The organism is Pseudodesulfovibrio pelocollis (assembly GCF_030282845.1).
Taxonomy (GTDB): domain Bacteria; phylum Desulfobacterota; class Desulfovibrionia; order Desulfovibrionales; family Desulfovibrionaceae; genus Pseudodesulfovibrio; species Pseudodesulfovibrio pelocollis.
This window is the reverse complement of sequence record NZ_JASTWE010000062.1, coordinates 1-12,075: the sequence shown is the minus strand read 5'-3', so window position 1 is coordinate 12,075 and position 12,075 is coordinate 1. Positions and strand designations below refer to the sequence as shown.

Below are 12,075 nucleotides of genomic sequence, written 5' to 3'. Positions count from 1 at the left end.
ACACTAGCAGGATGTTGAAACCGCACCGTCTGCTTCGTTGCTTCGGCTGTCCCGGACTCTTGCGTATGAAGAATACGCTGCGATCCCGGAACATCCTCGCGCCTCGCATCCGGCACGGTTTGAACATCCTGCGGAATATGGCAATGCACCGTCTGCTTCGTTGCGTCGGCTGTCCCGGACTCTCGCGTATGAAGAATACGCTTCGATCCCGCGCCAGCCTCGCGCCTCGCATCCGGCACGGTTTGAACATCCTGCACAATGCAGGGTCGCGTCCTGAACAAAACGCGGCATGACAGCTCGAACCATGGAGAAACACACCATGAACGACACCACCGATACCGGCGACATCCCCGATCTGGGCGAATTGCGGGACAGGATAGACCAGATCGACCGGCAGATCGTGGACCTGCTCAACCGCAGGGCCGAGGTGAGCCTTGGCGTGGGCCGCTACAAGGCCGTACGCCACGAGCCCATCTACATGCCCTTTCGCGAGCAGGAGGTGCTCAACAAGATCGCCGAGTCCAGCCCCGGCCCGCTGCCAGACAAGCACCTGCGCACCATCTACCGCGAGATCATGAGCTCCTCGCGCCACTTGCAGCGGCCGGAGCGCGTGGTCTACCTCGGCCCCGAGGGCACCTTCTCCTACTTCGCGGCCATCGAGCACATGGGCAGCGCTGCAGACCTGACCCCCAAGAACAACTTCGAGGAAATCTTCCGGGCCGTGGCCGAAGAGGGCGCGGAGCTGGGCGTCATCCCGCTGGAGAACTCCATCGAGGGCACCGTGGGCCAGGTGGTGGACCTGTTCATGAAATACACGGTCCACATCCAGGCCGAGGTCTTCAGCCGCATCAGCCACTGCCTCATCTCCAACGCCGAAAAAATCGAGGACGTGGAGGTGGTCTACTCCCACCCCCAGCCGCTAGGCCAGTGCCGCGACTGGCTGCGCACCCATCTGCGCGACGTGCCCAACATCCCCATGGAGTCCACGGCCGAGGCCGCAAAGGCCGTGGCAGGCAAGAAGGCCGCCGCCGTCATCGGCCACATCAAGCTGGCCGACATGCACGGCATGAACATCCTGGCCCAGTCCATCGAAGACATGCCCGACAACTGGACCCGGTTCCTGATCATCGGCGCGTCGCCCTCCAGGGAGGACAGGCGGGACAAGACCACCCTGCTCTTCACCCTGCCCGACAAGCCCGGCGCGCTGGCCAGGGTGCTGACCACCATCGCCCACCAGTCCATCAACATGACCAAGCTCGAATCGCGCCCCTTCCGCGGCGAAAAATGGAAATACGTCTTCTTCACCGATCTCGAATGCGACCTGAGCAAGGCCAAATACGAAGAAGTCCTGGAAGACATCCGGCAACAATGTCACACCCTGCGGGTGCTCGGCACCTACCCCACCCAAGAGGAGAGGCCATGACCGAAGCGCCCGTCACCGTCATTGCGCCGCCGTCCAAGTCGCTGTCGCACCGCACCCTCATCGCCGCCGCTCTGGCAAACGGCACCTCGGAAATCAGCGGAGCACTCGCAAGCGACGACATCACGCGCACCCGGGACTGCCTGACCGCCTGCGGGGCGACCATCGAGGAGCGCGACGCCATGCTGGTGGTCACGGGCATGGAGAACGGCCCGCGCGGCGGCAATGCCGACGGCAAACACAAGGATGAACCTCCGGCGGAACTCTTCATGCACGAATCCGGCACCACCTGCCGGTTGATGACCGCAGTGGCCGCTGCCGGGCGCGGCACCTTCCGGGTCCACGGCGCGCCGCGCATGCACGAGCGGCCCATGGCCGAGTTGACCAGCGCCCTGGGCAAACTCGGCGTCAGGTTCGCCTTTGAGGACAAACCGGGCCACCTCCCCTTTGTCATGACCACCAAGGGATATTCCAAGAATCAGGTCGAGATCACCCTTGAGGAGAGCAGCCAATACCTCTCGGGCCTGCTCCTGGGCGCACCCCTGGCCGATCACGATACAGTCATCAGCGTCACCGGCAAGAAGGCCGTGTCCTGGCCCTATGTGGCCCTGACCCTGCGCATCATGGAAGATTTCAAGGCCGGATTCGAGGTCCATGTCCGCAAGGACGGCGAGTGGCACGACGTGCCCTGGCGCTCGGTCAAGGACGTGACCCCCGAGGCCATCCGCTTCGTGGTCAAGCCCACTGGCTACCAGCCCGCCCACTACCGCGTGGAGGGCGACTGGTCCAACGCCAGCTATTTCATGGCCGCCGGTGCCGTGGGCAGGCAGCCCGTGCGGCTCAAGGGGCTGGCCGCCGACTCGCTCCAGGGCGACCGCGCCATCATGGACATCTTGAGCCAGATGGGTGCGTCCATCAAGGTGTCCTTCGGCAGCATCCTCGTGGAGCCCGGCCACTTGCGCGGCATCGAGATCGACATGGGCCGCTGCCCTGATCTGGTGCCCACCGTGGCCGCCGTGGCCGCCTTTGCCGCCACGCCCACCACCATCAAGAATGTGGCCCACCTCCGGCTCAAGGAAACCGACCGGCTGGAAGCCTGCGCCGTGGAGGTGGCACGCACCGGCTGCCGCACCCACATCGCCGACGACTCCCTGGTCATCAGGCCCGGCCTGCTACCCAAGGGAAAACGCGTGGAATTCACCACCTACGGCGACCACCGCATGGCCATGTCCATGTCCCTGTTCGCCCTGGCCGGAGTGGATGTGGTCCTTGACAATCCAGGCTGTGTCGGCAAATCATTCCCGGGCTTCTTCGACCAGTGGAACACCGTGGTCGAGGCCAACCGGATTACCCTGTAGACGCAAGACTGACGCCATGAACCGACCAGGCATCAAGACCATCGCCATCGTGGGCGCCAGCGGCCAGATGGGGACGCTCTTCAGCAGCGACTTCACCGCGCTGGGATGCGCCGTGACGCCACTGAATCGGCCGCTGACCGATGAGGCCATCCGCGCCGCCCTGGTCGACTGCGACATGCTCCTGATCTGTGTGCCGGTCACGGCCATGGACGCGGTGCTGGACCGCGTCATGCCGCATCTTGCCCCGCCCACCATCCTGTGCGACGTGGGCTCGGTCAAGGTGTTGCCCATGAAGGCCATGCTCGACCGCTACGATGGCCCGGTGGTGGGCACCCATCCACTTTTCGGCCCGGTCATTCCCGAGGGATTCGAGCCCCGGGTGGCCGTGGTGCCCGGTCGCGACTCAGGCGTGGGGGCCGAAGCCGACATTGAAGCCGCCCGGGCCGTGTCAGACCTTTTCATCGCCTGCGGCTATGCCTGTTTTCCGTCCACGGCCGAGGAACACGACCGGGCCATGGCCATCGTCCAGGGCCTCAATTTCACTTCCACGGTGGCTTTTCTGGCCGCCGCAAGGGATGTCGATTCCATAGAGAACTACGTCACCCCGTCCTTCAGGCGCAGGCTGGATTCCGCGCACAAGATGCTCACCATGGACACCGAACTCTTCGAGGCAATCTCCGAGGCCAATCCATTCCTCCAGGAGAGCAACCGCAAGTTCATGTCCTACCTGAGCCTTGCCGCTGGCGGGGATCTGGATCTGCTTGCCGAAAGGGCGCAGTGGTGGTGGCGTAACGAATCATATTAGGGGTGCGGCTTATTGAGCCGGACGCGCGATTGCGTACACGCAACCGAGGCCGCACCCCGAAAAGGGTGCGGCCTCATTGTTTTCGGGAGGGAACCATGAGGGACACATGAAAGGATTGTGAAGAGAAAAGAAGAGAAGAGAATGGCAGGAGGGGAAGCCGCCTTCGGCGGGATTTTATGAGGGATGGATTTCGTCCCTTCGGGCCGACTTACTTTTGGACCGGAGCGCCCAAAAGTAAGCGAAAATCGCTCTTTGAAGACGTGTGATCGGGTCTCCCGCCCATTGCGGGGCTGACGTGAGTGAAACCGTGATGGTGTGGCTGGGCGGGGACATGAAGAAGGGCGGAGGATACCCCTGGCCTATCCGCCCGCCGCGACCGGAATTTGTGCGGGCTCCGTGTGCTCCAGCCATTAAGCCTCCTAAGGCTTAGAAGCTGACCATGCGAGGGCTGCGGCTCTTCGAATCACGGACGGAGCGAAGCGCAGGACTTGATTCGGGAGCAGCCCCGCATGGATCAGCTTCTTGGCCGTGGAGTGCAGGCGGCCAAGTCAGAAAGCCGAGCTTTTTTGGTTCTTTTTTGGGGCGGCCCAGCCAAAAAAGAACCCCGCCGGGAGGGCTATTCCAGCTTGGAGGAGCGACAGCGACGGCTCTTTCCCTTTCGCTTGTTGCCCCCCCCCGAAGGGGCCGCCGGAGTCTCCTGACAACGGAATTGACATTAACGACGACATCACAAGGAAACGACGATGCAGAAAATACAATTGACGCAGCACGGGAAATGGCTCCCGGCGGACGTGCAGACGACCATCAGCCTGTATATGGGGCTTGTGGGCGACCAGCCGGGCATCCTGCTTGAGAGCGCGGAGGTCGATGGCCGGTTGGGGCGGTACAGCCTGATTGTCTGGGATTACCGGCTGGTGCTCCACCCGGTGGACGGCAAGCTGGTGGTCGAGGCCACTGACGAGCGGCTTGAGCCGCTCAAGGAATATGCGGGCATGGACTACATGGCCGGGCTGAAGAAGGTCATCGCGGGCCTGGGCGTGACCCAGAAGACCACGGGCGGCAACAGCCGCGATGCGCTGCCCGGACTGACGCGCGGGTTGTACGGCTATTTCGGCTACGGCGTGGCGGGCATGTTCGAGCGCAAATTGAAGGACGTGTGCAAGCCTGACGACGCCGAGGCGTGCCTCGTGCTGCCGGGCCAGATGGTGCTTTTCGACCATTTGCGCCATTCATGCTGCTATCTGAGCCTGGACGAGGGGGCCACGCCGGTGCCCGCGCCCATCCAGTGGGGGGCAGATTTGAAGGCACCCGAGGTCGGGACGCCCGATGTCAATCCGGGCAAGTTCGAGTACATGGCCGGGGTGGAGAAATGCAAGGACTTGATCGCTCAGGGCGAGTGCATCCAGGTGGTCTTGTCCACCCGGTTCACGGTGCCGGTGCCGGACGATCCGTTCCGCATCTATCGGCGGCTGCGGCAGGCCAACCCGTCGCCCTTCATGTTCTACATGAAATTCCCAGACTGCGCGGCCATGGGCAGGACCTGCGGCACCACCCTGCTCGGCTCTTCGCCGGAGATGATGGTCCGCTGCGCGGCCGGGCGGCTTGAGGTCCGGCCCATCGCGGGCACCCGCTGGAGGGGCGAGACCGAGAAGGAGGACATGCGCCTTGAGGCCGAGCTGCTGGCTGATCCCAAGGAGCGCGCCGAGCACGTCATGCTCGTGGACCTGGGCCGCAACGACCTGGGCCGCATCTCCAAGCCGGGCACGGTCACGGTGGAGAAGTTCATGAATGTCGAGCGGTTCTCCCATGTCATGCACCTGACTTCGTATGTGGAAGGAGAGTTGAAGGACGGGCTGGACGGCGTGGACGTGCTCCAGGCCACCTTCCCGGCCGGGACCCTTTCGGGCGCACCCAAGATCCGGGCCATGGAAATCATCGCCGAGACCGAGCCCCGGGAGCGTGGCCCTTATGGCGGCTGCATCGGCTGGATGGGGCTTGACGAGGGCGTGGTCAACCTGGACACGGGCATCACCATCCGCTCCATGTGGATTCGCAACGGGGTGTGCCACTGGCAGGCCGGAGCCGGAATCGTCTACGATTCCGACGCCGAGTCCGAATGGAAGGAATGCCACAACAAGGCGCGCGTGCTGCTGGATGTGATCACCGGCAAGGGAGGCACCGATGTTTTTGCTGATAGATAACTTCGACTCCTTCACCTTCAATCTGGTGCAGGCGTTCCAGCAGTTGGGGGCCGACCCGGTGGTCGTCCGCAACGACGAGGACGAGGTGCTGACCCTGGCCGAGAGCGGCAGCCTCACCCGCGTCTGCCTCTCGCCCGGGCCGAGCAACCCGGAAAACGCCGGGCTCTGCCTGGAGTTTCTCAAGCGGCTCCCGGCCCGCGTGCCGGTGCTGGGCGTGTGCCTGGGCCATCAGACCCTGGGGCATTTCGCGGGCGCGCCCGTGGTCCGCGCCGAGCGCATCATGCATGGCAAGACCTCGCTGGTGCATCATCAGGGCGCGGGCATCTTTGCCGGGCTGCCCAATCCCTTCGAGGTCTGCCGCTACCACTCCCTGCTGGTCCCGGCCGAGAAGGCGGCGAACGTCATCGAGGTCACGGCCCGCACGGATCGGGGCGAGGTCATGGGCCTTGCCTTCCGCGACAGGCCGTGGTTCGGCGTGCAGTTCCATCCCGAATCCATCCTGACCCCGCACGGCCCGAAAATACTCAAGAACTTCCTGAACGTGGAGGGATAGCCCATGACCGTCTCCGTAAACGAAATACTGGAACTGCTGGCCCGCAGGGAGTCGCTGACCGACGAACAGGCAGGGTTCATGTTCTCCGAGCTGATGACCGGCAACCTGACCGAGGGGCAGACCGGGGCCTTTCTCATGGGCCTGCGCGCCAAGGGCGAGGATTCCACGGACCTGGCCGCCGGGGTGCGCGCCGGGCTGGCCGCCGCCGTGAAGATTCCCGGCTTTGACGGCAACCGCGAGGAACCGGTCATCGACACCTGCGGCACGGGCGGCGACGGCCAATGCAGCTTCAACTGCTCCACCGCCGTGTCCCTCTTCCTGGCCGACATGGGCCACACAGTGGCCAAGCACGGCAACCGCGCCCTGTCCTCCACCTGCGGCTCGGCCGATGCGCTGGAAGCCCTTGGCGTGCCGCTGGAAATGACGCCGGACGAAGCGGCCAGGAGCATGGAGGAGCATCACTTCGCCTTCCTCTTCGCCCCGGCCTACCACCCGGCCTTCCGGTTCGTCATGCCCGTGCGCCGCCAGTTGGGCATCCGCACCCTGTTCAACTTCATGGGTCCGCTGCTCAACCCGGCCCGGCCCTCGCACCAATTGCTCGGCGTGGGCGCGCCGGACAAGCTCCACCTCATGGGCGAGACCCTGCTGCTGACCGGAGTGCGCCGCGCCCTCATCTTCGCGGGCGCTGGCGGCTTCGACGAATTGACCACCTGGGGCGTCAACCGCGGCTACCTGATCAATGACGATGTCATGGAAAAGGTCACGGTCAATCCGGAAAAGCTCGGCTTCGCGCCCCACGCGCCAGAGGACGTGCGTGTCGGCAACAAGGACGACGCCGTGGCGAAACTGCGCGAAATCCTGGCGGGCAAAGGGTCCCGGGCCATGATGGACATGGTGGCCCTCAATCTGGCAGGGTGCCTCCACCTTCTGGAGCAGGGCACCATGCGCGAGTGCGCGGACATGGCTCGCGACATCGTAAACAATGGACTTACCAAGGGAATCCCAAATGCTGGATAAATTCAGGCAGGCCAAGCAGGCAGAGATAGACAGCCTGCGCAAGGACTTCATGGAGGGCCGCGTGCCCGCCGTGTATCAGGGCGAGCGTCCCTCCTTCACCGAGGCCATCCGGGCCAAGGGACCGGGAGCGGTCATCGCCGAGTTCAAGCCGTCGAGCCCCAGCCAGGGCGTCATCCGCGAGCACGCCAATCCCGTGGATTTCGCGGCCATCTATGCCAACAATGGCGCGGCAGCCATCTCGGTGCTCACCGAACATGTCTACTTCGGCGGCCACCCGGACTCCCTGTTCCTGATGAACGGCCCGGGCCTGCCGCTCCTGCGCAAGGACTTCATCTTCGACCCGCTCCAGGTGGCCATGACCGCGTCGAGCCCGGCCTCGGCCGTGCTGCTCATCGCGCGCATGTTCACCTCGGCAGCGGAGTTGAAGCTGCTCGTCGATCTGGCCCGCATGCCCGGCCTGGCCCCGGTGGTGGAGATATTCGACCAGGCGGACCTGGACACGGCCCGCGCGGCCGGGGCGGACATCATCCAGGTCAACAACCGCGACCTGGACACCCTGACCACCACCCTGGACCAGAGCCGCACCTTCATCCGCCAAAAACGGGACGGCGAGCTGTGGATCAGCGCCAGCGGCGTGTCCACCCGCGCCCAGGTGGAGGAGATGGCGGGCCTCGGCTTCGACGCCGTGCTCATCGGCACCAGCCTGATGCGGGCCGACGATCCCGGCCGGATGCTGGCAGAATTGACGGGTACCCTCTGATGCACCGCCCGCTGATCAAGATCTGCGGCATGACCCGCATGGCGGATGTCAGCCTGTGCACCGCCCTTGGCGCGGACCTGCTCGGGTTCATCTTCCACCCGGCCAGCCCGCGCTGCGCTGACCCGGAGTTCGTGGCCTCGGTCAGAACCGGGCGCGCGGTCAAGGTGGGCGTGTTCGTCCACCAGTCCGCCGATGAAGTGGTCGAAATCATGGACCGCTGCGGACTGCACGCGGCCCAGCTGCACGGCGGCCAGGACATGGCCTTTTGCGAGGCAGTGGGGCCGGACCGGGTCATCCGCACCTTCTGGCCCGAGACCTACACCTCGCCCGAGGCCATGGTGCACCACATGGAGAACTATGCCGAGGTCTGCGGCCACTTCCTGCTCGACGCGGGCGGCAAGGGCCAGGGCGGCACAGGCCGATCCATTGATTTCGACTCTCTGCAACATATTGAAATACAAACACCCTGGTTCCTGGCAGGCGGCATCGGCCCGGACAATATCGACGCCGCCCTGGCCGTGAATCCCCCGGGCCTGGACATCAATTCCGGCGTGGAAAGCCAGCCGGGAATCAAGGACGAATCAAAACTGCGAGCGGTCTTCGACCGGATCGACAAGGTAAAATAATCATGAAAAAAGGATACTTCGGCGATTTTGGCGGCCAGTTCATACCCGAGTTGCTCATGCCCCCCCTTCTGGAGCTTGAGCAGGCCATGCAGACCATCCTCCCCACAGAGGAGTTTCAGACCCGCTTCATCGCCATGCTCAAGGAAAACGTGGGCCGCCCCTCGGCCATCACCCACTGCCCCAACCTCTCGCGCGATCTCGGGCTCGACCTGTGGCTCAAGCGCGAGGACCTCAACCACTCGGGCGCGCACAAGATCAACAACACGCTCGGCCAGGGGCTGCTCGCCAAGATGATGGGCAAAACCACCCTGCTGGCCGAGACCGGCGCGGGCATGCACGGCGTGGCCACAGCCGTGGCCGCCGCCATGCTCGACATGAAGTGCCTCGTCTACATGGGCGCCACAGACGTGGTCCGCCAAGCCCCCAACGTCAACCGCATGCGCCTCATGGGCGCGGAGATCGTGGCTGTCGAGTCCGGCACCAAGACCCTCAAGGACGCCATCAACGAGGCGCTGCGGCGCTGGCTCTCGGACCAGGAGACCACCCACTACTGCTTCGGCACCGCCGCCGGGCCGCACCCCTTCCCCACCCTGGTGCGCGAGTTCCAGCAGGTCATCTCGCGCGAGGCGCGCCAGCAGTTCATGGAGCGCAATGACGGCCGCCTGCCCGACGTGGTCGTGGCCTGCGTGGGCGGCGGCTCCAACGCCATAGGCATGTTCCACCACTTCGTGCCCGATCCCTCGGTGGCCATAGTCGGCGTCGAAGCCGCAGGCACCGGCGAGCCGGGCTGCGACAACTCCGCCCCGCTGAACCTCGGCACCGACGGCATCCTGCACGGCATGAAAACCAAGCTGCTCCAGACCCCCCAGGGCCAGATCCTGCCCTCCCACTCCATCGCCCCCGGCCTCGACTACCCCGGCGTCGGCCCGGAACACGCCCACCTGCACGCCACCGGCCGCGCCACCTATGTAACCATCAACGACGCCCAGGCCATCAACGCCTTCAAGACCCTCTCCCGGCGCGAAGGCATCATCCCGGCCCTGGAATCGTCCCACGCCGTGGCCTACGCCATCGAGCACCGCGCCGAACTCAAAGGCAAGTCCGTCCTCGTCTGCCTCTCCGGCCGAGGCGACAAGGACATGGCCATCGTCGATTCCATCCTTTAGGAGAATATGCAATGAATCCCATGCAATCGAAAATCGAGACAGCCAAGGCCAAGGGCAAGGTCGCCCTCATCCCGTTCCTGCCCGCCGGGTTCCCCAGCCGCGATCAATTCTGGAAGGAACTCGAACAGCTCGACGCCGCAGGCGCGGCCGTCATCGAAATAGGCATGCCCTTCTCAGACCCCGTGGCCGACGGCCCTGTCGTCGAAAAAGCGTCCCTCAAATGCCTTGAGGACGGTATCGACCTCGCCTGGATATTCGAGGGCCTCAAGGCGCGCAAAGGCACATTCAACGCCGCCCTGCTGCTCATGGGCTACCTCAACCCCGTCTACCAATACGGCCTCGACGCCTTTGGCGCAGACTGCGCCGCCGCCGGTGTCTCCGGCCTGATCATCGCCGATCTGCCCCACGAGGAATCCGGCTTCGTCAAACAAGCCATGGCCCCCCATGGCGTCGCCCTGGTCCCGCTCATCGGCCTGAACACCAGCCTCGATCGCATGCGCCTCTACGCCAAAGACGCCCAGGGCTTCTGCTACTTCGTCTCCGTACTCGGCACCACCGGCCAGCGCGAATCCCTGCCCGAACGCATCCGCGAAAAACTCACCGAAGCGCGCTCCATCTTCACCATCCCCATCGCGCTCGGCTTCGGCATCAAACACCCCGACCAGCTCGCCAACTTCGCCGGACTCATGGACGCCGCCGTGTTCGGCTCCGCCCTCATCACCCACATAGCCACCGGCCACACCAGCACCCAATTCATGGAGCCATGGCAATAGGGGGGTGGAGATGTGATGCCTCCGGCGGCCGGGGGAAGGGGGAAAAAACCCTTTGATGCGGGCCGTCCATGGCCCGCACCCCTTCGGGGCGTTGCGGCAGGCCGCAACGCCCAAATCCGCTGTCCTGCGGATTTGTTGAAAAGGGTTCTTTTCCCCCTTCCCCCGGACCCCCTTCCCCCTTTTTCCTAAACTTTTTTGTCGGGTGGGGCTATCTAGCATCTTTGATTGAGTAAAATGCCTCCCCATACTTTTGAGCAAGGCGATTATAAAAATCAGGCTCGCAATCTTGAATAAAGGCCAAAAGGCCTTGCGCCTTTTTCAAATCTTCATCGGGCAGTCTCTGCTTTGAGTGCTTGTATATCAACGTTTTAATTTGGATTTTCCTTTCACGCCCTATAGAGACTTCCCCCTTCGGCGTAACAAACAAGCCGTTGACAACTCTTCTTGTCCCCCTAGAGAGATATAGAGTCTTATTCTCATTGATTCGCAAGACAGGTGATGCTGTGTTACGCAACAGATTGTCAACTTCATGGTAAAATGATCTGCAAAGACCTTTTTCATTAGTCGAAAAATACAAATCATCAGCATACCGCGTAATGCTTGATTCCTGATCTAAATCTTTTGAAATGGCTTCAAATGCGTTATCCAACACACGCATAACAATATTGCTGACAGGTGGAGAAGTTGGAGCACCAATAGGAAGAAAAGGTTGCCCAGCAATTTTGAGATTGCCTGAATAGAACATTATCTGTGTCAATAGCAATCTGTCTGAGGGTGACAAATCAAATTTTTCTTTAACAACGCCAATTAAATCAACAGGCTTAATTGATGGAAAAAAATCCTTAAAATCAATCCTGATGGTATACCGAAATGGCGCATGCAGTTCTGCCGAAGCTTTTAAAGGTGATTTCTTACCAAAAACATAGGCGTATGCAATAGGATGAACAGAAAACCAATTTAAAACAATCTCACAGAGTGCATACTGAAGAGCCTTTAGCTCTCGACAAGGATGCAAAATTTTTCGAGTTCCGCCATTCTTCTTGGGTTTCTCATAGAGCTTATATAGCTTAGATTTGGTCACAGCCAGTTGAAAGATATCCTCTGTAGGCACCCCCAAAAATGCGGATAATTGATCCGCAAGATTAAGTCGAGGAAGCATTTGCTGCAACCTTTCCTAGAATCTTCAACCGCTCTGGAAACTTTTTCCTATAGTACAAAAGTACATCAGATTTTAGTTGGAAAAACTTGTCCCCGAAATCTACAAAACGCAAATTCGGAACTTGCGAAAACAAGTAACCTTCGACCTCATCAACAAACCTCAAAGCCACCAAAAGTTGCACATCAAAATGGACCGCATCAAAGCGCTGCCTTCCATAAATTCTATCAAAAAATAATA

General features: G+C 62.0%; 13 protein-coding genes. 10 read left to right on the top strand and 3 right to left on the bottom strand.

The window, feature by feature from the left end:
* Positions 1 to 257, bottom strand: a 257-nt coding sequence (locus QQS14_RS15355) for a hypothetical protein (RefSeq protein WP_285907894.1), incomplete at its 3' end; no start/stop codon positions are given.
* Between the two features lie 62 nt (positions 258 to 319).
* Between QQS14_RS15355 and pheA the strand changes: the two genes are divergently transcribed.
* From pheA to trpA, 10 genes are all read left to right on the top strand, one after another.
* The gene (gene pheA / locus QQS14_RS15350; RefSeq protein ID WP_285907893.1) at positions 320 to 1,423 is read left to right on the top strand and encodes a prephenate dehydratase; all 1,104 of its coding nucleotides are present in this window, start codon (positions 320 to 322) and stop codon (positions 1,421 to 1,423) included.
* Positions 1,420 to 2,778 carry a 3-phosphoshikimate 1-carboxyvinyltransferase gene (aroA, locus tag QQS14_RS15345; RefSeq protein WP_285907892.1) on the top strand — a complete coding sequence of 453 codons (1,359 nt, stop codon included), beginning with the start codon at positions 1,420 to 1,422 and terminating at the stop codon, positions 2,776 to 2,778. The genes pheA and aroA overlap by 4 nt, the downstream gene beginning before the upstream one ends.
* A gap of 16 nt (positions 2,779 to 2,794) precedes the next feature.
* Positions 2,795 to 3,583, top strand: coding sequence for a prephenate dehydrogenase/arogenate dehydrogenase family protein (locus tag QQS14_RS15340; protein WP_285907891.1), 789 nt, complete (start codon positions 2,795 to 2,797; stop codon positions 3,581 to 3,583).
* A 743-nt stretch (positions 3,584 to 4,326) separates the two neighbouring features.
* Entirely contained in the window at positions 4,327 to 5,784 is a 1,458-nt protein-coding gene (locus QQS14_RS15335) for an anthranilate synthase component I family protein (RefSeq protein WP_285907890.1), read from the top strand.
* Complete coding sequence (locus QQS14_RS15330) at positions 5,765 to 6,337, top strand: anthranilate synthase component II (protein WP_285907889.1); 573 nt, start codon at positions 5,765 to 5,767, stop codon at positions 6,335 to 6,337. Before QQS14_RS15335 ends, QQS14_RS15330 begins: the two co-directional genes overlap by 20 nt.
* 3 nt (positions 6,338 to 6,340) lie before the next feature.
* Positions 6,341 to 7,354: an anthranilate phosphoribosyltransferase gene (gene trpD / locus QQS14_RS15325; RefSeq protein WP_285907888.1), complete on the top strand. Its 1,014-nt coding sequence runs from the start codon at positions 6,341 to 6,343 to the stop codon at positions 7,352 to 7,354.
* Positions 7,344 to 8,114, top strand: a complete 771-nt coding sequence (locus QQS14_RS15320; RefSeq protein WP_285907887.1) for an indole-3-glycerol phosphate synthase TrpC — start codon at positions 7,344 to 7,346, stop codon at positions 8,112 to 8,114. Before trpD ends, QQS14_RS15320 begins: the two co-directional genes overlap by 11 nt.
* A complete protein-coding gene (locus tag QQS14_RS15315) occupies positions 8,114 to 8,740 on the top strand; it encodes a phosphoribosylanthranilate isomerase (protein WP_285907886.1) in 627 nt (208 codons plus the stop codon). The genes QQS14_RS15320 and QQS14_RS15315 overlap by 1 nt, the downstream gene beginning before the upstream one ends.
* A gap of 2 nt (positions 8,741 to 8,742) precedes the next feature.
* Positions 8,743 to 9,906 (top strand): tryptophan synthase subunit beta, encoded by a 1,164-nt coding sequence (gene trpB / locus QQS14_RS15310; RefSeq protein ID WP_285907885.1) that lies wholly within the window; start codon positions 8,743 to 8,745, stop codon positions 9,904 to 9,906.
* An 11-nt stretch (positions 9,907 to 9,917) separates the two neighbouring features.
* Positions 9,918 to 10,679, top strand: a complete 762-nt coding sequence (gene trpA, locus QQS14_RS15305) for a tryptophan synthase subunit alpha (protein WP_285907884.1) — start codon at positions 9,918 to 9,920, stop codon at positions 10,677 to 10,679.
* 208 nt (positions 10,680 to 10,887) lie between these two features.
* Here the strand turns inward: trpA and QQS14_RS15300 are convergent, their stop codons facing one another.
* Positions 10,888 to 11,838, bottom strand: coding sequence for a retron St85 family RNA-directed DNA polymerase (locus tag QQS14_RS15300; protein ID WP_285907883.1), 951 nt, complete (start codon positions 11,836 to 11,838; stop codon positions 10,888 to 10,890).
* Positions 11,822 to 12,075: hypothetical protein (locus tag QQS14_RS15295; protein WP_285907882.1), on the bottom strand; the 254-nt coding region annotated here is incomplete at its 5' end. The genes QQS14_RS15300 and QQS14_RS15295, both read right to left, overlap by 17 nt.

What these genes read in the sequence shown, in the direction of transcription:
- pheA (WP_285907893.1), top strand. Translation starts at nt 320, where the DNA reads ATGAACGACACCACCGATACCGGCGACATCCCCGATCTGGGCGAATTG.
- aroA (WP_285907892.1), top strand. Translation starts at nt 1,420, where the DNA reads ATGACCGAAGCGCCCGTCACCGTCATTGCGCCGCCGTCCAAGTCGCTG.
- QQS14_RS15340 (WP_285907891.1), top strand. Translation starts at nt 2,795, where the DNA reads ATGAACCGACCAGGCATCAAGACCATCGCCATCGTGGGCGCCAGCGGC.
- QQS14_RS15335 (WP_285907890.1), top strand. Translation starts at nt 4,327, where the DNA reads ATGCAGAAAATACAATTGACGCAGCACGGGAAATGGCTCCCGGCGGAC.
- QQS14_RS15330 (WP_285907889.1), top strand. Translation starts at nt 5,765, where the DNA reads ATGTTTTTGCTGATAGATAACTTCGACTCCTTCACCTTCAATCTGGTG.
- trpD (WP_285907888.1), top strand. Translation starts at nt 6,341, where the DNA reads ATGACCGTCTCCGTAAACGAAATACTGGAACTGCTGGCCCGCAGGGAG.
- QQS14_RS15320 (WP_285907887.1), top strand. Translation starts at nt 7,344, where the DNA reads ATGCTGGATAAATTCAGGCAGGCCAAGCAGGCAGAGATAGACAGCCTG.
- QQS14_RS15315 (WP_285907886.1), top strand. Translation starts at nt 8,114, where the DNA reads ATGCACCGCCCGCTGATCAAGATCTGCGGCATGACCCGCATGGCGGAT.
- trpB (WP_285907885.1), top strand. Translation starts at nt 8,743, where the DNA reads ATGAAAAAAGGATACTTCGGCGATTTTGGCGGCCAGTTCATACCCGAG.
- trpA (WP_285907884.1), top strand. Translation starts at nt 9,918, where the DNA reads ATGAATCCCATGCAATCGAAAATCGAGACAGCCAAGGCCAAGGGCAAG.
- QQS14_RS15300 (WP_285907883.1), bottom strand. Translation starts at nt 11,838, where the DNA reads ATGCTTCCTCGACTTAATCTTGCGGATCAATTATCCGCATTTTTGGGG.